The following is a 21,672-nucleotide window of genomic DNA, read 5'->3' on the forward strand; positions in this document are numbered from 1 at the left end:
GTCTATCGTTTTTTGGAATTCCAAAAAACGATAGACTGCAACCGCTATACCCCTATAAAGCATTCTTATATCTTTATATCTTATCTTTTTATACCCTTTCCTGCGATCCCCCTTGTGCGATCGTGCGGGGATCAACCCTATCCCAAAACCCTGAAACCCTTATACAACAAGGCTTTTGGCCCTTTTGTCTCCCACTGCGATCCCCAGCGATCCCCAGACTTACATAAAAAATCCCTATGTTTATAACTGCTATTATATTAATTTCTCATATATATACCTGCGTGAAATGTGGAGACATAAGATATTTATATCAATCAAGGTGAACGAGGTTTCAATGCTTTCAGCCTCTTAGATCTGCGATCGCCCCCTCGATCCTGTGTAGTGAGATCCATGGGAAAACCACAAGAAGCCCTGAAACCCTTGTATAACAAAGGCTTTAGACTGCTTCATAACTGGTTGCGTAATACCTTGACTGCTATTGCATATTTATTGCAGTCAAGGTATTATGTAGTAGTCAGAGTTCAGGCAACGCCCCATGTTTGCTACCTCCGCTACCTCCAATCCAGAAGTGAAGCGCCACCTGGCCCTGGGGCTAGACCCCAAAGATTTGCAATTCCTCGGCCCCCAGCAGCCCCCTCAACCCCCTGCTGAAACCTACATGGGCTTCTCCATCGAATAGCGGCTACACGTCCCCTCATCCTTCCGGTACTCTCCATGAACACCTTAAACGCCCTACTGCACTCTCTTCGTCCCTTTGCGATCGCAGCATCGATCGCCTTTGACTCGGCCATCGCCATCGCCCAACTCACCCGCAATACCGTCCGCACCGTTCTCACCGCCCTCACCTCGGAGGGTGCGATCGCTACCTACCGCACGGCCTGGATCGGCCTACAACTGGCTTTCTGTCTGACCGTCGCCGCTGGCCTGCTCACCGTCCAAGCCGGTCGCCGTTTCCGCGCCTACTACGAGGCCGAATGGGCGGCTGATGTGCAGTGGCTCATTGACTACCCCGATCGCTGCATTACCGCCCCCGTGGGGAGCGTAGAGGCCGTTGTCGAAGCGTTTCTAGATGACACCCTCGACCTCAAAACCGCTGCTACAGCCATCGGCCTCAACCCCGACCACGTACAGAGCGTGATCAATGGTTCTGGCACAGCGACTAAGAAACTGCGCGGCCTCGCCTCCCTCGCTGGCATCCCCTGGCGCAATGCCAGAGGCAAAGGCAAGCACATGAGCAACGCCAACATTCGCTCAGCTATGGCCCCCTTCCTGGCCGCTGAGGTGCTGGCTCAACTCGGTTAACCGTCTCGCCGGAGGGAGTGCGATCGCACTCCCTCGACTCACTACAGCACCTTGCGATCGCCCTCTGCTCAACCGCTCCAGAGACAGCAGACACCCCTATCCCCAAAGCACCATGAACACCACCTTTGAAGCGACGAACAGCCAGTATTACGCCCTAGAGATGGCCAGAGAGACCTTTGGGCGGCAGTGGAAAGCCAAGCTGAGAGTTTGTTGGGAAACCGGGGTGTACCCCCGTTCCCTGAGCCAGTACAAGGCTGAGCTTCAGCAAGTCAGAAATGGCGGCGGGCCTAACTGGTTGACCCAGTCAGATTCGACGGCTAATCCCCTGGGGGCTGCTGTAGGCCCCCTCTGCCGGGTTGCGATCGCACTCTCCCCGCCGTCGCACTCTCCCCGCCTCTGGAGCACCTCATCCAGGGGCATCTCGCAGACTCCCCTATCCCGTTCTCCGGCTCAAGCCATGCCCTCAACAACAGCCAGTCTGCAACTTAGCTTTTTCCCCATGGTGCAACCTGAGAAGGAAGGGCTCTATCTCCCCCCAGTGATTCGGCAGGCCATGGATATGGGCGCTGCCCTGGTGGTCTCGGTGAGCGGCGGCAAGGACTCCGACGCCATGCTGGTGGCTACCGTGAAAGCATACCGAGCCATGGGCTGGAATGGGCCTATCTTCGCTCTCTTCTGTGACCTGGGCCGCATCGAATGGGCTGGGGCATTGGAGCACATTCGCAGCCGCTGCGATCGCCTGGGGGTACGCCTGGTCGTGGTAAAACGGCCCCAGGGTGGACTCGTCGATCGCTGGCGGCAACGGTTTGAGGCGATCGCGGCCAAACAAGACAGCGACGGCAGCGGCGGCGGTGGTGAAAAAGTCGGGGATACCCCTCTGTGGAGTTCGTCGCAAAATCGCTACTGTACGAGCCACCTCAAGGAGCAGCAGGCCGATAAGGTACTCAGGAAAATTGGGAATGCCCCCCTGTGGAGTTCGTCCCAACACCGCTACTGCACCTCTGAACTGAAGGAGGGCCAAGCCGATAAGGCGTTGCGATCGCACTCGCTGGTCGTCTGCGCCCTGGGCATCAGGAAGGAGGAATCGAGCAATCGGGCCAAGAAGCCGGGGGTTTGGGTGCGTCCTGGGCCGACCACGAAGGCGCTCAAGGAACCAGCTGGAATGTCGTTGGCCGCTGAGCGGGAGCAATGGGCCGCTGATGCACTCTCTAGTTGGGTGGAGACGGGCCGCAAGGGGCGGTTGGCGCTCAACTGGCTACCGATCTTCCGGTGGCCCCTACGGCGGGTCTGGGAGGAGCTGGGGGTGTCCCTCGATGAGCTGGAGCGGCGACAGCAGCTCTTTGGGAAGGGGCAATACGTTGAAGCCCTCGATGGCTTCCCCGGTCATTGGGTCTATGTTTCGGGCAACTCCAGGATGAGTTGTTCGATGTGTGTTTTGGCCAGTGGTGCAGACATTCGCAATGGCGCGATTCTCAATCCGCTCACCTGGCTGGAGTTAGCTCTACTGGAACTGGAGTCGGGTTGGAGTTTCAAGGCCGATCTGTGGTTGGCATCCCTGGCTGAGCTGGTGTCCCAATTCCCCCTAGAAAGGCGTAGACAGCTCCTCCATGCCCTCTATACCCTCAACCGGGTACGGCGCTGGCCACCCTCCTACTCTCTGCACCTGCTGGCCGCTCTCGCCCCAGCCATGACGATGTTTTGGTCTGAGACGTTCTTGATCTTCCTGAAGGACTGAACCCCCTGGGGGCCTCTCATCCCCCGTGGCCCAGGGATGCTGCTGGGGCAGCTGCCCCCGCCCCCCTGTGGGTTTCCTCCGCTCAGAGACTTTTGTCGCCTCAGTCAAGTGATTGAGTTCATCTGTACTACACTGCTCTAACGAGTTCCTCTTCAAGGTTCAAATCCTTAGCACACGCGGCTTTTACAGGTGCTCTACCGCTGTTGCGCTGAAGGACGTTTTGCATTGTTTATCGTCACTGTCCCCGCTGGGTTCCCTTCCCCAGCGGAAGATTATGCTGAGGGGCCTCTCGACCTAAACCGCTACCTCATCCACCATCCTGCTGCGACTTTCTTTGTGCGGGTCAAGGGCGACTCGATGATCGGGGCAGGGATCTTCTGTGGGGATCTGCTGATTGTGGATCGGGCGCTGATGCCTAACCACGGCAACGTGGTCATTGCTGTGGTCAATGGCGACCTGACGGTGAAGCGTTTTCATCAAGAGTCCGGGCAGATCCTGCTAATGCCTGAGAATCCAGACTATGCCCCTATCGTGATTGACTGCAATACTGACTTCGCGATCTGGGGTGTGGTCACCAGGGCCATTCACTTCCTGGGGGGCTCATGATCGCTTTGACAGACGCGAACAATTTCTATGTGTCTTGTGAACGAGTGTTCAATCCCAGGCTAGAGGGCAAGCCGGTGGTGGTGCTCTCGAACAACGATGCCTGTGTCGTGGCTCGCTCCAATGAGGTCAAAGCCTTGGGGGTGAAAATGGGTACTCCGCTCTTTCAGATACGATCGCTGATCCAGCAGCACCAGGTTCAGGTGCTTTCGAGCAACTATGCCCTCTATGGCGACCTATCGCGGCGAGTGATGGAGGTGCTTGGACAGTTCACTCCCGCTGTGGAGGTCTATTCGATTGATGAGGCTTTCCTGGGTCTCGCGGGACAGTCCTATGAAATAGTGGCTCACCACCTGCGGCTGATGGTGAAGCAGTGGACGGGCATTCCGGTTTCGGTCGGGGTGGCCACTACCAAAACCTTGGCTAAGATCGCTAACCACCAGGCCAAGCGGATGGGGGGGTCTGTGTGCTGGCCGATCCAGGGCCGGTGCTGGCCCAATTGCCGGTGGCGGAGGTATGGGGCATTGGGCGGCGGCTCTCTCAACGACTGGAAGCCCAGGGCATCACCACTGCTCTACAGCTGCAACAGGCTGACCTGGCTATGGTTCGGCAGCTGCTGAGTATCGTCGGGGTCAGGACGGTGCTGGAGTTGCGTGGGGTGGCCTGTCTACCTCTGGAGTTGTGTCCCCAGCCGAGAAAGAGCTGTTGTGTCTCTAGGGGGTTTGGGCGGCCTGTGGTGTCGCTCGCTGAGCTGAAGCAGGCGATCGCTTCCTATACAGCCACAGCAGCGGCTAAGCTCAGGCGCGATCAACGGGTGGCACAATCCTTGCAGGTGTTTATTAACACCAACCGCTTTCGGCCCCGAGAGCCGCAGTATGCCAATTCAGAGACTCTGGTGTTGCCTTACCCTACCAACGACTCCTCTTCGCTGGTGCGGGCGGCGCTGGGGGCCACTGAGCGGCTATACCGGCCTGGGTATACCTATCACAAGGCCGGGGTGTTGCTGTTGGATCTCAGCCCGGATGGCATTGCTCAGGGCTGTTTGTTCGCAGATGAGTCGAAGAGAGAACGGGCGGGGCGGTTGATGGTGGCGGTGGACGCGCTCAATCGGCGGTTTGGGGCAGGCACGGTGCGCTGGGCGGCGGAAGGGTTACAGCAAGGGTGGCAAATGCGGGCAGAGTGGCGATCGCCCAGGTTCACAACTCGGTGGGATGAACTGCTGGTAGTGAGGTAGTAGAAGGGGATTGAGGGCGATCGCGTCGAAGATGCAGTAAAAAGCCCCCGGCACAGACCAGGGGCTGAGGTGAAATTCCATGGCGCTATTCTATCCAACGCTGACCGATATAGTTTACTGACTGCTATAATTAAGCCTAGTAGATGATGCCGCTCTCTCTCGTTCCGTTTACCGCCTGTAGCTATGGCCTCTCTATCCCAAACCTTCGATACGACCCGCGCCGAAATTGTCGCGGCCATGGAGCAGCGCATCGATAAGGGCGATCGCACTAAGCTGACGAAGAAAGAACTGGAGGAGTTGATCGCTATCCTCGTCGCCAAGCTGGTGGAGATGAATACTCTCGGCACCGACACGAAGACAGCCATCGATAGTCTCTGTGCAGCAGAACAAATGCTATTAGAGAGGGCCTATCCCCGTAGCAGTATCAATTCGGTCTATTTCCCGCGTTACACGAAGGCAATTAAGGCGGCGATTGACGCGGGGCGTATTACCCTCAATGGCAAAAACTCGTACCCTCGGCGGTGGACGAAGCGCAATCCGCTGCCGGGGGAGCCCAGCAGCGGCTCCGAGAATCGTCACTACGCTTTAGACGGGTTCACCTACCCCATTGAGGTGCAGGCGCAGCTCAGAGCCGCTACCACCCAAAATGCCAATGCTCGTCAGGACGATCGCCAGCCCGTCGACCTCGATGCCTATATGGGCAAAATCAATCTCCTGCTGGCCTCGAATGACCCCATCGACTTAATCATCGCGATCGCCGCTGTCACCGGACGACGCCATACGGAGGTCGTCAGCCTCGGGCAGCTCCAACCCCAGGTCGGGGAGATGGCTCAGTTGATTCCCCAGGGGCATCCCTATCTGCTGCACTTTACCGGGCAGCAGAAGGCCGCGAAGCCTGCCTATGACGTGCTGACGCTGGTACCGGCCCAGGATGTCTTGCTGGCGGTGGAGAAGCTCAGGGCGACGGCTGACATTCATGATTTAGACGGGGTCGCCTCCGATGACCCCAGGATGGAGGCGCTGAACGCTCGGGTGAATCGTCGGGTGATTAAGGTGCTCGATGACGTACTGCCGACGCCGAAGGGGTTTACTAATATCTCCATTCATCGCTGCCGGGCGGTCTATGTGCCGATCTCCCTCCACTACTTCTGCCCTCCCAATATGGCGGAACAGCGTCTGGCTCAGCATCTCCTCGGTCATGTGCTACTCGATGACACCACCACTGGAAATGCGTCGGTGACAGGCCATTACTACCAGTACTATCTGACGCGCAATGGGAAACCCCTCACGGCGCGGGGGGTAAAACTGGCCGCGAGTGGCCCCATTCCTCTGCCGCCCGATGAGCTTGACGCACCAGAGATTGAACAACCTTTTATAGACACTGAAGGAGCACTGGCCGTGGTTGATTCTCTTCCCGCTAAGACAACACCGAGTCCGCAGGGTGATGGGGCTGGGGAGGGTGACCCGGTTTGGGCGACGATCTCCACTCAGGCGGCGACAATCTCGACTCAGGCTCAAACCATCTCGGCTCAGGCGGCAACCATCGATCGCCTGGCTCGCTCAGGGGGTGGGCAGAGCGACGATTCAGAACTCAAGGCGTTGAAGGTTGAACATGCTCGACTGGTAGCGATGCTCGATGAGTTGAGGGCGATCGCTGATGACCCCAATCAGCTTCAGGCTGCTCAGCGCTTCTTTGCTTTCAACTTTGACCGGGAGAGCGAGGGGCTCGATGGCGAGGGGGATGAGCTACCGGCAGAGTCACCGGCTGCGCCACTGGCTGCACCTAGACCGGCTCGGCCTAAGGATGAGGATGGCGGCGACCACGATAAGGCCCAAGGCACTAAGCCTTATCAACGTGGGGTGCGGCTCCTTGAGCTCGCCAAGCTATGGGCTCAAGAACATCCTGAGGCAACCGTCAAGTTCTCGGGGGCGTTGCTCAAGGCCGTCGGCGTTCATGCGGCGGCCATTAAGGCCATTACCTCTGATCTTGAAGATGACATTGAGACCTTCAATAAGTCTCTCGGAAGTGACTCCCTCAAAACCCATAACAAGGGTAGAACCGAGCCCTTCCTCAAATTCGCTGCCGAAAAACTCCAAAATGAAGGTCTCTATCACCCTAGAAGCTAAAATAAAGCTTCGCTCTAATTAGGCGTCGTCTTCATTGCCCTCATCGTCAAGTTTAACTAAGTGGATGTGTTTATAGCCCAGCTTAATTTTGAACTCGTCGCCAGTCTTCAGCCCCATCTCTTGCGTATAGGCCGCACCAATCACAATCTGTCCATTCTTGTGAACAGTTAGGGTGTAAGATGCTTCTCGGCCTCGACTCTCTGCACTCTTTTGGGGTTCAAGCTGAATCCCTTTGGCCGCCAGTAACGCATCGTAGAACTCGGCTAAAGCGACACGGGTCTGTCCATCTTTGCTGACGGTGTAATACCCGCATTCCCGAGCTAGTTCTCGCTTGCTCAGGCCATCATTCTCTTTCACCTTGGCCAGAAGCGCTTTGCCTGTCAGTGCTTCTCTCTCTTTTACTGCCATAATTTAGAACGCCCAAAAAATACAGGTCAAAATTCTAAACAATCCATATAAAATTAGTCTAGAGTTGTTTAGAATTCCTTCCCTACTCTATCTAAAAATTTGAATAAAAAGACAAATTTCTAGGGGTAATGAGCATTAATCATGATTTTTAGGTATGAGTCTGACGACTTAATTTAGCTCGAAAATGCCACCATAAATCGCTCTGATGACTCAGTTGCTCGGTTCATCCTCTACGATTCCCAGCCAAATTTCAATTCGCTCTAGACGGCGATCTACCGTCCCTCCGCTGGCACGCACTTCGGTCAGGGCAGCCTGAAACCCGCTGCCTCGGAAGATCAGGTACTGAAGCACTCCCATCACCGCTGTACCCATCAACAACCACACCACCGCCGCTCGCCACTGCGCGAGTTCAGTCCAGATCGACGTTCCGCTTCCGCTTCGCTGTATCGATCGACGCAGCGCCTGCAATTCCGCCTTGACCTCGGTTGCCCTCTGCGGATCGTTGTTCAACTGGTGCACCTGGCTCCCGAGTTTCTCCATCTCCACAATCAAGGTGGGCAGTGATGTGGCCAAGTTCGAGAATGGCCCTTCCGCCCGCTTCAACATCACTTCTGATGACACCAAGTATTGACTGAACCTGACCAAGTGTTCTCCGAGTGTCCTGTAGCCGCTGCTCACTTCGGCTGTCTCTTGGGTGCGCACCTCCAACAGCCGCGATAGGCTCTGGGTGATCTCCTGCCATTGGTCTAAACTCACACGAATGTGGGCAACGTCCTGCTGGTGAACTCGCTCTAGGGACTCCATCCGCAGCAGCAGCTCATGCAGAACGGTTTCAATGCTGGCGATATCCTCAACGCTTGGCTGCCCCATTTACGCCGCTCCTGCTACAGGAACCGGTAGACCGAGAAACTGTCCGGCTGTCTCTATCTGGGCACTTCCACGTCGAACAAACGACCGAGCCAAAAGCTTATCGCCTAAGGGCAGGCTGTCGAGTGCAGTAAATGCAGTGTAGTTGGCTTGCATGGCCTTAAAGGTGGTATCGGCCAATCGTGGCAGCTCAATCTCGACTCCCCCATACTTCTTAACTCGCTTGCGTTCTTTTGACTCGTCCCATAACGAGAATGAGTCTTTCTGGCCTTCAGCGGCAAAATACTGGTTCTTAACCACCACCCAGCGAACGGCGTCGCCGCAGAAGTCTAGCATTCGGCTAATCGACTCAATCGGCGCGTAGCTGGTGCTAATCACGCTGATGATCGTCACGCCATATCCCATCTCGCCACAGGCTGGGATCAGGTCAAAGACATCAATTTGCTCCCGCAATCGGGTGCTTGAGGCGGCGGGCATATCCAAAATCACCACGTCAGCGGGGCAACGACGGGCCAACGCTGGAAGCCGACTAGCAACTGAGGGCGCTACCTCCCCCGACAGCATTGTCACCAAGTTTTTACCGCCATCCAACGACAGGCAATCCATCGTCGGCACCGCAAATCGCTCTGGGTCAGCGTGGAACGATGAAAATTCTGGGTTCTCTTGATCTGAGTCAATGCCAATTACTTTCGACCCAGTTTGATCTAAGGTCGCGTAGAGCAACCGGGCAAACAGTGTTTTACCCGTTCCACCCTTCGCACCATTAATAATATTGACAGTTTTATTCGACATGGGACAATCCCTCTAAACGGCACGTTGAACATCTAGCTTTGTCTAACCATCCCAGTGGGTGGGTGGTCTAATGCCAGGCCGCCGTGGCACCTGAAACCCCGAATCTCCTCCATTAGCCGCTTTTTTTCGGCCTCTACCGGGGGTGGGAGTTGAATCTTTTGGCATGACAGCAGCAGCCTTTGATTCACCCTTATTAGCACCAACCTCCTCACCTACCCCAACAGGCTCAACCTCAATCGGCATCCTGTCTACATTAGGCTTGCTCTTGCTTTTGCTCTTCTTCTTTTTCTTGCCACTAGAGCTAGCCTTAATTGCATAGTAGTAACACCTCAGAGTAGATGAACTAATAGAAATCTTTTGTCCTGTAACAGCCTCAAATGAACTCATCACTTGTTTTGCAGTAACAGCCCAATCCTTCTCTTTTGACCTAAAAAGGGTGATTGAATCAAAACATGATTTGACAACATCATAGGCCGTTATAGACCCACTTCTGACGATTGACGCCTGCGGAGAATGGGCAGCCATATGATCACTGATTTTGCCTCCAACAGACTTGTCTAGAACCATAAATAACTACCTTAACTTACTTGACGATCATTCACGCTTCCTATCGACTCTCCTAGTCTTTTCCTATTGACTCCTCTTATCGACTCTCCCAAACCTCTCTCATCGACCTCCGTTTAAATTTATTTTATCGATTTTATTGGACTCCTACTAGCCTTTTACGTTGACTCTTCTTATCGACTCTCCTATTGACTTTTCTTAGACTTCTACTAGCCTTTTCCTATGGACTCTTTCTAAACTTGTCTTATCAACTTCTCTAGCCTTTTCACGTTTTCTCCTTTTATCGACTCTTCGATTGACTTCCCCTTAGACTTCTCTTATTGACTTCTCCTAGCTTTTCCCATTGATTCCTCATATTGACCTTCCTAGACTTCTTTTCTAGACTTTTTAATTGACTCCATCTAGACTTTTCTAGACTTTTCTAAGATCTTCTTATCGACTCTCTTGACAGCATTTTTTCAATGGCAAGTTGTGGCTACCCTAGCACCTTGTCATTGACTTATACTGGCAACTACAACAGAGAAGATTTCCTATATTCTTTCTGTTCATAACCTGGAAGCACTCCCCTAAACTCACCTTGGATAGTAGCCTTCGAATATCTCCCCCATATCGCAAATCGACCTTTTGGGGCAAAGAATTGTTAAGTATTCCCTGAGCCAATCATGACTACCTCTCGTAATACCCGCATCGTGGTCAACGTTTCTGAGGCTGAGGCGAAAGCCATTCAGCGGGCGGCCAATCCAGCACACCCAGCAACTTTTCTCCGCAACCTGGGACTATGCCCGCCACCGGCTACGGTCACGCATCGAGAGGTGTATGCCCATCTCAGTCGGTGGAACCAAAAAGTAGATGAGTTGGGGCGACGTTACGCCACGGCAGCACCCCCCTCTCTTCTCCAAGACTTGAGAGACCTGCGGCAGTCGATCTTAGACACACAGCGCAGCTTAATCACACCTATCTCTAAGGGCGATCATGCTGATCAAGATCGTTAAAGGCAGCAACGCCCATGGGCTTTGTTCTTATCTACTGAACCCGGCCAAGCAAACGGCAGTCAGTAGCGTTAACCCAATCATTGCCACCAATATGGCGTGGAGTAATCCAGAGGGCTTGGCTCATGAATTTGACTGGGTAACCTCTCGCCCTCGGCAACGTCCTGTGAAACACACCATGGCTCACTTGATGGTCAGCCTCTCACCGGGGGAATGCGTTGATCCAACTCAGATGGCCGATATCTCTTTGAAAATTTTAGACAGCATGGGCTACGGGGATTGCCCTTTTTTTGTCACCCAGCATCACGACAAGGAGTCTGCCAATGGGGTGCAGCATTGGCACATTGCCACCACCACCATTGATGTAGAGGGAGTGTGGGTCAAGGACAGCTTTAGCAAACTCAAACTTCAAAATCTGGCTCGACAGCTAGAGCACGATATGGCCCTCACGCCCCTCACTGTTGCCTCACCATGGCAGCGGCAAAACCTCACCACGGGTGAATATCGGCGTAAGGAACGCACGGGCGAAATCCTGCCCAAGGAGACGCTTTGGGATGAGATTGACCGCGCTACAAACGACCACCCTACCTTGTTTATGCTGGTGACCCGGCTCAAGGCTAGCGGGATTGAGGTACACCTGCGACAGGCACTATCCCCAGACAAAGATCCTATCTTTACGGGCATTTCCTATTCTGTTGATGGTCATTCGTTTGCCGGTCGTCGATTAGGGCCTGCCTATTCCCTGGGGGGGCTTCAGATGCACCGACAGATTGATTATCGCCCCGACCAGGATGCCGTGCTGACTCAATTAATGGAGATGACTCAGGCCCAGTGTCAGCAGCATCTCGACGATTACGAGGCGCTTCAGCAGCTTTGGAGGGAACGCTACGCGCTTTATGCTAGAGCCGTCCAAGGCAGCTCTGGTGAGCTCCAGGGGGGACAATTAGATGTCGCGGTTGCCCGGCTTGCTGTCTCAGATGGAGAACCCACAAAAGACATTGTGGGCATCCTCCGGCAAGGGCCAACGGCGCAAGCCCAACGCCTGAACCAGGGGCACTATGCGGCGCTGGAATACTGCCAACACATCGCCAATCATCTCACCTACCGCCAGAGTGGCCCAGGTCTTCAGCCAACTCAGAAAGCTCTAGATATAGAGCTTTAGCTAAAGCTTTATTTTTTGGCAGCACGCTGCACAGCTTCCTCAATCCGAAGCATCGGCTATGAGCACTTATACTCTGTGCCAGTAGCGCTAAAACGTGGACTAGCTTCGGACTAGGCGGCCTTGTGCCAGTTGTTCAATGCCTGGTTTTCCCGCTCTTCCTAAAAGTTGCAGCTAAAGCTCTCGATTGGCCTGGATGCTTTGCGTAGACTCAGATCTTGCACCTGGTAATCTGAACGTCAATCCCCTGCTGTAGTAACAAGGGGCGTTTTCGCTCGATGTCGGCCAATAACAGGGAAACTACCACATCTGCCAGGGCAACTTCCAGCACAACAGCGGCGGCTTCTGCCCAGTCTGGTAACGCCTCGCTTTCCAACGAGAGGTAGCCCCAGTGGGCCAGGATAAAGGCGACCAGTGATAGGACGAACCAACGGTACATCCCTAGCAAGGTCTGCTGACCGAAGCGATGCAGACCAAAGCGGTGCTTGGCGGTTTTGAAAAACCCTTCAATTTGCCACCGATGCCGCCCCCACCAAACAATCGTGCTGGCTTTGAGAGGTTCGGTCGAGAGCACATAGCGTTTGGAGCGTTTCTTCGCACCGTCACGTTTCAAGTAGAACCAGGCGATGGTGACGGGATAACTCAGCCCTTGGAGATGGACGCGCTGCCCCGGTTTGTGCAATTCAAAGAGGTGCCGTCCATTAGTAAGTTTGCGGTCATAGCGCACCCCAGTAATCGCGTGCAACTTCAACTGGCGGATGCCCTGGAGGAAGTCCACACTGCCGAAGGCGGTATCGGCCAGCACTCTGGCTTTGAACGCTCGTTTGAGCCACTTGGGCAACTGCCGCACCAGGGTCAACCCCAGTTGGGCGGCAGATGGTTGGCCTTTGCCTCGGTAGACGCGAAAGCTCCAGGGCACCCGCCAGGGGCCAACAACCAAGTAGAGCACCACCAGATGCACCCCTCGTTTGCCATGGAACACGCTGATGAGATCCGAGAAGGCTTTGAACTTGCCTCGTTTCTCCAGCGTTGTCATGTCCAGAATCACTTGCAGATGGGGCCGACGGCCCCGAGGTCGATAGCGCTTTAGTTCTTGACGAACCGCCTGGCGCATGTGGCGAATGACCTGGCGCACTGACCAGGTATACACCGTGAGGAACCGGCTCAGGGCGCTGGCAGACTTCAGGTCACTATGCTCAGGCAGCGGTGCCCCTTGTGCTCTGAAAAACAGTTCTAGGAGGGCTTTCAGGCTTTGGCGCTGATAGGCACTCGGCATCCCATCCAACAGTTGGTAAATTAGCTCTTGGGCGTGGGCAAGAATCTTCATGGTCCTTGCAACGTATAAGTTTCACGCCCTTTTCTCTCATCCCCGCTGCCAAGGTGCAAGATCTGAGCATAAAAACCTGACCAAAAGTAAGTGAACAGGTTTTCAGGCTTTCGGATTGTAATGGCCATTACCTAAAATGCAGCAAAATACGGCATTAGCTCTGGTATTGGCGCTAGAAGCGAGCGTTAAGCCCGTTAGACTATAGCTGCAGCCGCCCCTTGAGCACTTCGTACATGACGCGGGAGAGTTCGCGGCGCTGGAGGTTTTGGCGATCGATGGGGGTGCGGCCAAAGGCTTTGTCGTAGACCTCGGGCATGGCCCGCTTGACCAAAAACGAGAGCTGTTCACGGGTAATGGGGGCATCGGGGGCAAAGCGGCTTTTGCCGACTCCGGCAATCATGCCGTGGGCGTAGAGCGTTTCGATCGGAATGTAGGCCCAGTGCTTGCCCGGCAGCACATCGCTAAAGGTAGGTCCAGTGGCCTGGTCGGGCAGGGTCGTGGGCAGTTTGAGCGCATTGACGAGAGCTGTAGCGACGACAGCCCGGTTAACCGGCGCGTAGGGCTTAAAGCTCAGGCTTTTGGGGTCGTCGCTGCGCACAACCCCTGCTGCTGCCAGCACCTGAATCGCTTCAAAGTCGGGGTCGTCGTGGCCAATGTCGTTGAACCAGAAGATGGGCATGCCGTTGCGGGCCATAAAGCCCTGAATTTTGCGAATGTGCGGTTCTTCGGTGGCCAGCACTCTAGGATCTAACCCTGTCCACACCGCAAACACGGCCAGAAAGCCACTGGCCTCGCCGATCGCCCATTCCATCGGGTGCATGCGGTAGGCGGCGTTGGTAATGTGGGTGGTGCCAATGCTCTTGGCCGACAGCACCAGACCGTCGGTATCCTTAGGCACTAGAGCGCCCAGGGGCAGGCTAAAGGGCCGGGCGACCACGTCTTTGCCGCGCGGGCTAACGTGGCCTTTGGCATCGTTGCCGTGCAGATCGAGGTAGTGGTACTGGCCAATGCCCACCGAGTCATTGAAGCAGCGGGCGCGCGCTTGGTCGGGAAAGAAGGTTTCGGCCACATCTTCGTGGCGAATGGTGGTGAGGGCAATGCCTCGGCGGGCTTCGCGAATGTAGGGCTCGAGGGCAATGCCGTCGCTGGTCCAGGTGAGGTCACCGCGCGGTTTGAGGTCGGCGGCCCCGTGGGTTTGCAGGTAGTGGACGTAGGCCTGGGCCCGCTGCCGCGCCCGCTGAATGTGCAGCTGCCGTTCTTCGCGGCTGACCCCTACCAGCCGACCGGGGCGGTAGTCGTTGCCGCAGCAAAAGGCGCGATCGGGTTCGCTAGAGGTGCCCCAGTTGAGCACGGCGACATCGCCGGGGGCAACTTTTTTGTCGTGGGGGTGCGACCTGAACAACCGCCGATAGCGAAAGATGCCGAAGTCGCTAAAGAAATCCCACTTCTGCCATTTGTCGGGCTGGGCCTTGGTCCAGAAGTTGCTGGTGAATTCCTTCAGGCCAATCCAGCCCTCGGTTTCAAAGCCGTTGGGTTTGCCGATCGCGACTCCTTTGCCCCGCGCCGTGTGCTCGACCACCACATCAAAGGTGATCGACTGCTGGCACTGGGGTCGGGCATCTTCGGGCAGAATGGCTTCGCCCGTCTCGTGGCGAGCCTCTTGCCCCACGCGGGAGGGAATGTTGCCCACCTCTAGCAGGTCGCCCAGATCGGTAGCTTCGACGGTGACCTTGGCTCTGACGGTGAAGGTGTAGCCTTGCTGGGTATCGCGACAGATTACTCCCCGAACCCGCGATCGCCCATTTCCCCCTTCTAGAGCTACTTGCACGGGTTCTGCAAAGGGGATGAGCGTGAGGCGACCGTCCCGTAGATAGGGCAGCAGCGCCTCGTTCATTGCTGTCGCGGCAACCACGGGCGTTGTCGCCAATGGGCTGACCCAGCCGCCGCCGGGGTTGGCCACCTTTTTGCCGCCGACGGGCTGTAGCTCGCGCTGGCGATCGCGAAACGCCTTCTGAGCCTTAGAAATTGCAAACTGCTCACCATCCACCGTGTACAGCCCCGCCTTGGCCTGGAGCAGGTCGCCATCGTCGGAGGCGGGCAGCGCCTGGGCGGTAAACTGGCCACCCACCACCCGGTGGGGTTGTACCAGGCACACGTCTAGATTGAGCCTTAACGCGGTGAGCGTGGTGGTGTAAGCGGCAGTCGATCCACCCACCACCAAAATTGAGCAGGTGAGTTCGGCCCCGGCAGGTGGGCGGGTAAACGCCCCATCGGCAAACACCCCGTTGCGCTGAGTAATGGCATTAGACATAGCGGCGGATAGTCTCTAGAGTGCAATGATTTTAGGCCACGCCAGCGGGCGGTGCGCTAGGGAGAGTTCCCCAGTTACATGAATATTTATTCACCCCCAAGGTAGGCCAAAGGTAAGAGATCAGCCCGAGGTCAAATCGGTCTAAATAGTCAGCTTAGGTCTGCCTGCTGAGCGATGCGGTGGCGCGACTGCTCGGTCTATAACTGGGCAAGACCACCACTTATGACTTACCGATAAGTGTGACTTCTTTCAGGAGATTTTTATGACTGTTAATGCGATCGCAGCTAAGCTTCAGCGCATTCTTTGCGTTGGCCTCGCTACTCTTGTGATTGGCTCTGGCCTGCTGTTTGGCTTTAGCACCCCAGCCACAGCCCTGGGTAACGAAGCCGGAGACATTGTGCAAGGACGGGCCGAGCGTGAATTTGACCGCATCACTAAAGATGGCGACACGGTTAACGAGGTCAAGCTCCGGCTTCAAGAAGGTCGGGGTGGTGTACCCGCTGGCGTAGACAAAGGCACCAACGCCACGCTCGGCAGCGGTGCTCAAGAGGTAGGTCGTAAGGCTCAAAGAAGCTTAGATCGTGGCGAGGACGCTATGGAAGACGTCGGCAACGCTGCTCGTGACTCTGCTGAGGACGTTGTGGATTCCGTAAAAGGTTTCTTCAACCGATAGAGTTGTTGCCTCGGCAAGACTTCTCCTAACTTTTCCGTGATTATTGCTGATTTGCTTGTAGCAGCTTCAATTTTGGAGCTGCTTTTTTTCGTTGGCTCAGCAACGCCCCCGCTGCCTGTGGTCCTATTGCCTGTGGTCTTATTGCCTGTGGTTGAAGGAGTTTGGATTTAGACTGAAACTATAGTCGCCGCTCGTCTGGTTGAGACATTGTCCAGTTCTACGTTTGAACGTTCATCTGAAGGGTTTGATGCCCTAGACGGCGCGACTATGGCGATAAATTCTCTGACCCCTCAACGCATTCCATGACCCTGACTGAACAGATGCTCTCTGGCCTACCAGGTCACCCTTTAGCAGGGCTTCAGCGGGCTGACGACCTGTGGCAGCGCTATCGCACCGGCAACTTGCCCACACAGCAGGTCATACACCAGGCCGAAACACCGCTGGAATCGGTAGAGTGGGATGTGGTGATCTGCGGCGGCACCCTGGGCGTGCTGGTGGGAGCGGGGCTGGCGCAGCGGGGCTGGCGCGTGGCTATTCTTGAGCGCGGCCTGTTGCAGGGGCGCGAGCAAGAGTGGAACATTTCGCGGCGAGAACTGGCGGCGCTGACGGAGCTGGGCCTGCTAACGGCAGAGGAATTAGAATCTGCGATCGCCTCGGAGTACAACCCCGCCCGCATTCAGTTTGGCGAGGGCGACCCGCTCTGGGTCGAGGATGTGCTCAACGTTGGGGTTGACCCCAGAGGGCTGCTGGAGCGGCTCAAGGCCAAGTTTCTAGCAGCCGGGGGCAAGCTGTTTGAGCACACCGCCTTCGACTCGGCCTCGGTGCACCCCAACGGCGTGCGGGTCAAGGCCGACCAGCCTTTCACAACCCGGTTGCTGATCGATGCCATGGGCCACTTTTCGCCCCTGGTAAGTCAGGCGCGAGGCGCGAGTAAGCCCGATGCGGTGTGCCTGGTGGTGGGCACCTGTGCCGAGGGCTATCCCAAAAACGACACGGGCGATTTGCTGGTGTCATTTACGCCGCTGCGGCACCAGTGCCAGTACTTTTGGGAGGCGTTTCCGGCCCGAGATGGGCGCACTACCTACATGTTTAGCTATATGGATGCCGACCCCCGGCGACTGAGCCTGAGCGAATTTTTTGAAGAGTACTGGACCCTGCTGCCAGAGTATCAGCAGGTGAACCGGTCGGATCTGCGGGTGCAGCGGGCGCTGTTTGGCTTCTTCCCTTGCTATAAGCAAAGCCCGCTGCGCTACCCCTGGGGGCGCACCCTGGCGGTGGGCGACAGCAGCGGCAGCCAGTCGCCGCTGAGTTTTGGCGGCTTTGGGGCGATGATTCGCCACCTGGAGCGGTTGGTGAATGGCATTGATGGGGCACTGGGATGCGATCGCCTCGGTGCCACCGCCCTGGGTGCCCTCCAGCCCTACCAGCCCAACCTGTCGGTGACCTGGCTGTTCCAAAAATCCATGAGCGTAGGCGTGGATCAAAACCTCTCTGAGCAGCACATCAATATCCTGCTAACATCCATTTTTGCGGCGATGGCCAAGCTAGGCGAACCCACCCTCAAACCTTTTTTGCAGGATGTGGTGCAGTTTTCGGCCCTGGCCAAAACCCTGGCTGTAACATCGATTAACTATCCGGAATTGGTGGCCAAGATTATTCCTCAGGTGGGGGTGGGGGCGTTGGTGAGCTGGCTGGGGCACTACGGCAGCCTGGCCGGGTACAGCGCTCTGGAACCTCTGGTTCGGGCCTTGGGTCCAGTGTTTGAGTCACTACCCCCGGTTCAGCGATACTATAGCCTTCGTTGGCGAGACAGCCTGTTCTATGGCAGCGGTAAGGACTACGACGCCTAAATGACCAATTCTGCACTACCCCGAGAGCGCCTGTATCAAGAGCTGCAGCAGCCGATCGATCAGGTGAGTTTGTCCAGGGCAGCCCTATACATTGCCCAAGAAGACTACCCCTACCTGGTGGTTGACGACTACCTGGCCATGCTCGATCGCATGGCCGATACCCTGAGCCAGCGCCTGCCTGAGGCCCCCTACCCGCTCAAAATTATTCGCGCCATCAACGACTACCTGTTTAGTGAGCTAAATTTTCGTGGCAACAGTGTTGACTACTACGACCCGCGCAACAGCTTTCTCAACGAGGTGCTGGAGCGCCGGGTGGGCATTCCTATTACCCTGTCGCTGGTGTATCTGGAGCTGGCCCGCCGAATTGGCTTCCCCATGGTGGGGGTGAGCATGCCGGGGCATTTTCTCATTCGCCCCACGGTGGATGACATGGATATTTTTGTTGACCCCTTTCACCGGGGCGAGATTTTGTTTGAGCAAGACTGCCGCGATCGCCTCAAGCAAATGTTTGGCGATGCCGCCCAGCTCGAACCGCAGCACCTGGCCCCGATCACCCCGGCCACCTTTCTGGTGCGGATGCTGACCAACCTAAAGATGATTTACTTGCAAAATAGAGATGTACCCAAGGCGCTCGATGCCATTAACCGCATTTTGCTGATTCACCCCAAAGCGGCAAACGAATGGCGCGATCGCGGCCTGATTCACTACCAGCAGGGGCAGCTTGACAACGCCCAGCGCGACCTGGAGCGCTACCTATTTGAGCACCCCGATGCCCCCGATGCCTTTGAAATTCGCCGGGTCATCGAACAAATCGAGAGCGTGCAGGATGAACCATGACCAACACCCTTAAAGCCCCTAACAACCAGGCCGAAACTCCGCCGCCCTCGGCCTCACCGCTGCTGACGTTCTATCGCTCGTCGATCGGCAAAAAACTGATCACCGGATTCACGGGGCTGGCGCTGGTGACGTTTGTGCTGGTGCATATGGCGGGTAATCTGCTGCTGTTTGTGGGCCGAGATGCCTACAATGCCTACGCCCTGCTGGTGAGTAACTTTCACGTTGTCTACTACGCCTTTGAGCTGGCGCTAGCGGCGATCGTGCTGCTGCACGCCTGGGTTGGCATCGAGATTTTTTGGCGGCGGCGGCAGGCCCGCCCCGAGGGCTACAGCGCCTACCAGTCGGCGGGGGGGGCCAGCTATCAAACGCTCAGCTCGCGCACGATGATCATCACTGGCCTGGCGCTGGCGGTATTTTTAGTCATTCACCTACGAACGTTTAGGTTTGGCACCTACTACCCGACTGAGCTAGGCGGCGATACCGTGCGCGACCTGGCCCGGTTGGTGATTGAAAAGTTTAATGAGTGGCCCTACGTGGTGGGCTATACGGTTATTTTGGGGCTGCTGGCCTCTCACCTGCGCCACGGGTTTTGGAGTGCGCTGCAATCGATCGGGCTATTAAATCGAGAGATTCGGCCTCTGGCCTACGGCACGAGTGCGGTGGTGGGTGTTGGCATTGCGGCAGGCTTTTTGCTGCTGCCCTGGGCGATCTATTTAGGTTGGGTGGGCTAGGGGCGATCGCACCTGAACCAGCGCAAGTAGGTTGGCTGAAGCGTTAGCAGAACCCAGAAATCCCCATACTGCTGTGCCAGTTTGATGAATTGAGGGCTGTATTTAATAAGTTGAAGGTGCTGTAAGCTTCACAGCTATGCCAGTTTGCAATTAGAAACCGGGTGTCTGCTGCTTGTAGCCCAATATTGGGACAAGCAATAGGCACCCGGTTTCTTGCAGAGAACCTACTCAATCAGCAGGATCTTGGTCAGTATCGCCATCCACTGGTTGGGCTGGTCGGTGGGCATGGGCTCTGACCAGTCGTTGGGGTCGGCGTAGCCCAGGGCGTGGAGGATTTTGATGGTGCGATCGATGCCTGCTAGGCTGCCGTAGAGCATGTGACGCACCCGCTCTTGACGCGGTTGGGGCTTGCTGAAATTGGCAGGTGGAAGATTTGACGCACCAGATGCGTCAGGCTCAAGATATTCAAACATCGGCTCTGTTTCCTTGTAGTGGGTACGGAAGAAACAGAACGCGAAAACCCTAGCCACCCGCGCTTGCCGTGCAAACTGAGGGGGCTAGGGTACCATGAGCCTAGCCTCGCAATCTGCTGGTTAGATTTGCGGGGTTAGCTGTCGGTTGGTGTTGCGAGCACCTTCCGGCAGCGCCAAAGTTTTCGAGTTCTGTGCAAACACCGCTCGGGCCGAACGGCTTAATGGATGAGTGTATTGGTACAAAAGCTCCCTGTCAAGCGTGGAGAATAGTACGCTGCTTCGACATATAGACAGACTAGTTCTGCCTATCTACCCTCTAAGAGGGATTAAACTGCGGATAATTTGCCTATCTACCCTTTAGAGGAAATTAGACAAACAGGAGCGATCGATTAACTTGTTAGCTAGACAGAACTTACATAGGATGCTTGATATGGCAATTGGCATAGGTAAATTCTGGGCTGCTATTAATACCATTTATAAAGCCGCACTTGATCGTAAAGAGGAAGAGAAAAATGCAGCGCTTTTGCCACTTGCGAGAGTACTAATATCATTCTCTTTGTCAGAGTTGGAAGAATTTGAGCAGCATTTACACGAAGTCTTGTTTGCTATTGATGGTGAAGATTTTTTCGACACATCTGGACAAACAAGTGGTGATGGATTTCTTTACTGTCGGTGCTATGTTGTCGCAAAGGGACTTGAGTTCTACAATCATGTTCTTCAAAATCCCTCTTTGATGCCTGACCAAGAATATGAGCCTCTCCTTTACGTAGCAAGCAATGCGTGGGCAGTGAAAACTGGCAACAAAGCAGATGATTGGCCATTTGTGTCTAGCATAAGTTATGAAACTGGTTGTAATTCAGCACGTTGGTCAGAATTGAACCCTGTTGAGTTGACACTAGAACAAGTTGCAGAGCAACATGAGCTAAACTATCAGCGAGCTTTGTCTTCAGTTGTACATGCTTATCGGAAAGGGTACTTCGAGCAAGTCGTGAAGCTCCTGAAACAATACAGAAGTAGGCTTTCAGAGCAATTCTCAGATATGTTGCAAGATGCCCAATCACAGCTTAGAACCTAGCTAACAATTCGCTGCACTCGACCAAGGCTACGCTGAATCAGGTTCGTCCAAAGCCGATCTTGGTAGGTGATCTCAAGGCCGTTATGCTGTAAACGTCCCTGGCACTACGTTGGCTGAGCGGAGTCGAAGCCAAAGCCCCTCCAATATGTCCCCTTCGGCTCCGCTCAGGGGGCAGTTACGTCATACTTTGCTCCTACAGTGCCTAAATGAGCATTATTCGAGAACCAATTATCTTAGACGGTGATGGCGGTGCTGATGTGTTTCGGACGAAGGAGGAAGCCGAACGCTTCACTGAGCCAATTGATATTAAGAATGGTGACTATATCGCGTATGACGCCGCAGGACGCCTGCTGCACCTTAGCATCAGCCCTGATGGTTTCCGGGGTCAACTCGTGCTACCAGACTCGCCCGAAAACCGAAGCACTGAGCTAGCTGAGGCGCTGAGGACAAAGCTCCGGCACATTGCGGCGGTACGCGATGTGCCGTTCAACTCGACGCGATTGGATGACTATTCGCTAGACCAACTCGTTCAGATCAGCATGAACTACTACACTCGGTGAACTGCGCGGTATGGCAGCTTTAGCCGCAGTGCGATTGCCCGCCCCGTAGATTGGG

General features: G+C 55.4%; 22 protein-coding genes. 15 read left to right on the forward strand and 7 right to left on the reverse strand.

The window, feature by feature from the left end:
- Positions 1–535: 535 nt before the first annotated feature.
- From IQ265_RS26270 to IQ265_RS26295, 7 genes are all read left to right on the forward strand, one after another.
- Entirely contained in the window at positions 536–679 is a 144-nt protein-coding gene (locus tag IQ265_RS26270; RefSeq protein ID WP_194059122.1) for a hypothetical protein, read from the forward strand.
- Positions 680–714: 35 nt separating this feature from the next.
- Positions 715–1,302 (forward strand): hypothetical protein, encoded by a 588-nt coding sequence (locus IQ265_RS26275; RefSeq protein ID WP_194059124.1) that lies wholly within the window; start codon positions 715–717, stop codon positions 1,300–1,302.
- A 112-nt stretch (positions 1,303–1,414) separates the two neighbouring features.
- Positions 1,415–3,037, forward strand: coding sequence for a phosphoadenosine phosphosulfate reductase family protein (locus IQ265_RS26280; RefSeq protein WP_194059130.1), 1,623 nt, complete (start codon positions 1,415–1,417; stop codon positions 3,035–3,037).
- A 225-nt stretch (positions 3,038–3,262) separates the two neighbouring features.
- Complete coding sequence (gene umuD / locus IQ265_RS26285; protein WP_228038541.1) at positions 3,263–3,643, forward strand: translesion error-prone DNA polymerase V autoproteolytic subunit; 381 nt, start codon at positions 3,263–3,265, stop codon at positions 3,641–3,643.
- Between the two features lie 29 nt (positions 3,644–3,672).
- Complete coding sequence (locus IQ265_RS30925) at positions 3,673–4,260, forward strand: hypothetical protein (protein ID WP_347405024.1); 588 nt, start codon at positions 3,673–3,675, stop codon at positions 4,258–4,260.
- Positions 4,242–4,874, forward strand: a complete 633-nt coding sequence (locus IQ265_RS30930) for a DUF4113 domain-containing protein (RefSeq protein WP_347405026.1) — start codon at positions 4,242–4,244, stop codon at positions 4,872–4,874. The genes IQ265_RS30925 and IQ265_RS30930 overlap by 19 nt, the downstream gene beginning before the upstream one ends.
- Positions 4,875–5,057: 183 nt before the next feature.
- A complete protein-coding gene (locus IQ265_RS26295) occupies positions 5,058–7,001 on the forward strand; it encodes a protelomerase family protein (RefSeq protein WP_194059132.1) in 1,944 nt (647 codons plus the stop codon).
- 18 nt (positions 7,002–7,019) lie between these two features.
- On the opposite strand, the gene IQ265_RS26300 is transcribed toward IQ265_RS26295, so the two are convergent.
- The 4 genes from IQ265_RS26300 to IQ265_RS26315 all read right to left on the reverse strand — a co-directional run bounded on the left by IQ265_RS26300 (position 7,020) and on the right by IQ265_RS26315 (position 9,635).
- Positions 7,020–7,409, reverse strand: coding sequence for an AbrB family transcriptional regulator (locus IQ265_RS26300; RefSeq protein ID WP_194059133.1), 390 nt, complete (start codon positions 7,407–7,409; stop codon positions 7,020–7,022).
- A 210-nt stretch (positions 7,410–7,619) separates the two neighbouring features.
- Positions 7,620–8,279 carry a hypothetical protein gene (locus tag IQ265_RS26305; RefSeq protein WP_194059134.1) on the reverse strand — a complete coding sequence of 220 codons (660 nt, stop codon included), beginning with the start codon at positions 8,277–8,279 and terminating at the stop codon, positions 7,620–7,622.
- Positions 8,280–9,068 carry a hypothetical protein gene (locus IQ265_RS26310; RefSeq protein WP_194059136.1) on the reverse strand — a complete coding sequence of 263 codons (789 nt, stop codon included), beginning with the start codon at positions 9,066–9,068 and terminating at the stop codon, positions 8,280–8,282.
- A 42-nt stretch (positions 9,069–9,110) separates the two neighbouring features.
- Entirely contained in the window at positions 9,111–9,635 is a 525-nt protein-coding gene (locus IQ265_RS26315) for a hypothetical protein (RefSeq protein ID WP_194059138.1), read from the reverse strand.
- Positions 9,636–10,294: 659 nt separating this feature from the next.
- On the opposite strand from IQ265_RS26315, the gene IQ265_RS26320 reads away from it, so the two are divergent.
- Both IQ265_RS26320 and IQ265_RS26325 read left to right on the forward strand, forming a co-directional pair.
- A complete protein-coding gene (locus IQ265_RS26320) occupies positions 10,295–10,624 on the forward strand; it encodes a hypothetical protein (protein WP_194059140.1) in 330 nt (109 codons plus the stop codon).
- Entirely contained in the window at positions 10,605–11,783 is a 1,179-nt protein-coding gene (locus IQ265_RS26325; RefSeq protein ID WP_194059148.1) for a relaxase/mobilization nuclease domain-containing protein, read from the forward strand. The genes IQ265_RS26320 and IQ265_RS26325 overlap by 20 nt, the downstream gene beginning before the upstream one ends.
- 208 nt (positions 11,784–11,991) lie before the next feature.
- Here IQ265_RS26325 and IQ265_RS26330 read toward each other — a convergent pair whose 3' ends face one another.
- Both IQ265_RS26330 and IQ265_RS26335 read right to left on the reverse strand, forming a co-directional pair.
- Positions 11,992–13,107, reverse strand: coding sequence for a transposase (locus IQ265_RS26330; protein WP_228038543.1), 1,116 nt, complete (start codon positions 13,105–13,107; stop codon positions 11,992–11,994).
- A gap of 199 nt (positions 13,108–13,306) precedes the next feature.
- A complete protein-coding gene (locus IQ265_RS26335) occupies positions 13,307–15,418 on the reverse strand; it encodes an FAD-dependent oxidoreductase (protein WP_194059157.1) in 2,112 nt (703 codons plus the stop codon).
- A gap of 262 nt (positions 15,419–15,680) precedes the next feature.
- Here IQ265_RS26335 and IQ265_RS26340 point away from each other — a divergent pair, with 262 nt between their 5' ends.
- The 4 genes from IQ265_RS26340 to IQ265_RS26355 all read left to right on the forward strand — a co-directional run bounded on the left by IQ265_RS26340 (position 15,681) and on the right by IQ265_RS26355 (position 19,509).
- On the forward strand, positions 15,681–16,091 hold the full coding sequence (locus tag IQ265_RS26340) for a hypothetical protein (protein ID WP_194059160.1): 411 nt from the start codon (positions 15,681–15,683) through the stop codon (positions 16,089–16,091).
- A gap of 302 nt (positions 16,092–16,393) precedes the next feature.
- Complete coding sequence (locus IQ265_RS26345) at positions 16,394–17,941, forward strand: FAD-binding oxidoreductase (protein WP_194059162.1); 1,548 nt, start codon at positions 16,394–16,396, stop codon at positions 17,939–17,941.
- Positions 17,942–18,778 (forward strand): transglutaminase-like domain-containing protein, encoded by an 837-nt coding sequence (locus IQ265_RS26350; RefSeq protein WP_194059164.1) that lies wholly within the window; start codon positions 17,942–17,944, stop codon positions 18,776–18,778. It abuts the gene before it with no gap.
- Positions 18,775–19,509: a succinate dehydrogenase cytochrome b subunit gene (locus IQ265_RS26355; protein WP_194059166.1), complete on the forward strand. Its 735-nt coding sequence runs from the start codon at positions 18,775–18,777 to the stop codon at positions 19,507–19,509. The genes IQ265_RS26350 and IQ265_RS26355 overlap by 4 nt, the downstream gene beginning before the upstream one ends.
- Before the next feature lie 224 nt (positions 19,510–19,733).
- Here the strand turns inward: IQ265_RS26355 and IQ265_RS26360 are convergent, their stop codons facing one another.
- Positions 19,734–19,982 carry a hypothetical protein gene (locus tag IQ265_RS26360; RefSeq protein ID WP_194059168.1) on the reverse strand — a complete coding sequence of 83 codons (249 nt, stop codon included), beginning with the start codon at positions 19,980–19,982 and terminating at the stop codon, positions 19,734–19,736.
- A 430-nt stretch (positions 19,983–20,412) separates the two neighbouring features.
- Here IQ265_RS26360 and IQ265_RS26365 point away from each other — a divergent pair, with 430 nt between their 5' ends.
- Positions 20,413–21,057: a DUF4240 domain-containing protein gene (locus IQ265_RS26365; protein ID WP_194059170.1), complete on the forward strand. Its 645-nt coding sequence runs from the start codon at positions 20,413–20,415 to the stop codon at positions 21,055–21,057.
- 206 nt (positions 21,058–21,263) lie between these two features.
- Complete coding sequence (locus IQ265_RS26370) at positions 21,264–21,617, forward strand: hypothetical protein (RefSeq protein WP_194059171.1); 354 nt, start codon at positions 21,264–21,266, stop codon at positions 21,615–21,617.
- The last annotated feature ends 55 nt before the right edge of the window (positions 21,618–21,672 follow it).

Origin of the sequence: Nodosilinea sp. LEGE 06152, assembly GCF_015207525.1 — a bacterium.
In the GTDB taxonomy this organism is placed as follows: Bacteria; Cyanobacteriota; Cyanobacteriia; order Phormidesmidales; family Phormidesmidaceae; genus Nodosilinea.

What these genes read in the sequence shown, in the direction of transcription:
- IQ265_RS26270 (WP_194059122.1), top strand. Translation starts at nt 536, where the DNA reads ATGTTTGCTACCTCCGCTACCTCCAATCCAGAAGTGAAGCGCCACCTG.
- IQ265_RS26275 (WP_194059124.1), top strand. Translation starts at nt 715, where the DNA reads ATGAACACCTTAAACGCCCTACTGCACTCTCTTCGTCCCTTTGCGATC.
- IQ265_RS26280 (WP_194059130.1), top strand. Translation starts at nt 1,415, where the DNA reads ATGAACACCACCTTTGAAGCGACGAACAGCCAGTATTACGCCCTAGAG.
- IQ265_RS30930 (WP_347405026.1), top strand. Translation starts at nt 4,242, where the DNA reads ATGGTTCGGCAGCTGCTGAGTATCGTCGGGGTCAGGACGGTGCTGGAG.
- IQ265_RS26295 (WP_194059132.1), top strand. Translation starts at nt 5,058, where the DNA reads ATGGCCTCTCTATCCCAAACCTTCGATACGACCCGCGCCGAAATTGTC.
- IQ265_RS26300 (WP_194059133.1), bottom strand. Translation starts at nt 7,409, where the DNA reads ATGGCAGTAAAAGAGAGAGAAGCACTGACAGGCAAAGCGCTTCTGGCC.
- IQ265_RS26305 (WP_194059134.1), bottom strand. Translation starts at nt 8,279, where the DNA reads ATGGGGCAGCCAAGCGTTGAGGATATCGCCAGCATTGAAACCGTTCTG.
- IQ265_RS26310 (WP_194059136.1), bottom strand. Translation starts at nt 9,068, where the DNA reads ATGTCGAATAAAACTGTCAATATTATTAATGGTGCGAAGGGTGGAACG.
- IQ265_RS26315 (WP_194059138.1), bottom strand. Translation starts at nt 9,635, where the DNA reads ATGGTTCTAGACAAGTCTGTTGGAGGCAAAATCAGTGATCATATGGCT.
- IQ265_RS26320 (WP_194059140.1), top strand. Translation starts at nt 10,295, where the DNA reads ATGACTACCTCTCGTAATACCCGCATCGTGGTCAACGTTTCTGAGGCT.
- IQ265_RS26325 (WP_194059148.1), top strand. Translation starts at nt 10,605, where the DNA reads ATGCTGATCAAGATCGTTAAAGGCAGCAACGCCCATGGGCTTTGTTCT.
- IQ265_RS26330 (WP_228038543.1), bottom strand. Translation starts at nt 13,107, where the DNA reads ATGAAGATTCTTGCCCACGCCCAAGAGCTAATTTACCAACTGTTGGAT.
- IQ265_RS26335 (WP_194059157.1), bottom strand. Translation starts at nt 15,418, where the DNA reads ATGTCTAATGCCATTACTCAGCGCAACGGGGTGTTTGCCGATGGGGCG.
- IQ265_RS26340 (WP_194059160.1), top strand. Translation starts at nt 15,681, where the DNA reads ATGACTGTTAATGCGATCGCAGCTAAGCTTCAGCGCATTCTTTGCGTT.
- IQ265_RS26345 (WP_194059162.1), top strand. Translation starts at nt 16,394, where the DNA reads ATGACCCTGACTGAACAGATGCTCTCTGGCCTACCAGGTCACCCTTTA.
- IQ265_RS26350 (WP_194059164.1), top strand. Translation starts at nt 17,942, where the DNA reads ATGACCAATTCTGCACTACCCCGAGAGCGCCTGTATCAAGAGCTGCAG.
- IQ265_RS26355 (WP_194059166.1), top strand. Translation starts at nt 18,775, where the DNA reads ATGACCAACACCCTTAAAGCCCCTAACAACCAGGCCGAAACTCCGCCG.
- IQ265_RS26360 (WP_194059168.1), bottom strand. Translation starts at nt 19,982, where the DNA reads ATGTTTGAATATCTTGAGCCTGACGCATCTGGTGCGTCAAATCTTCCA.
- IQ265_RS26365 (WP_194059170.1), top strand. Translation starts at nt 20,413, where the DNA reads ATGGCAATTGGCATAGGTAAATTCTGGGCTGCTATTAATACCATTTAT.
- IQ265_RS26370 (WP_194059171.1), top strand. Translation starts at nt 21,264, where the DNA reads ATGAGCATTATTCGAGAACCAATTATCTTAGACGGTGATGGCGGTGCT.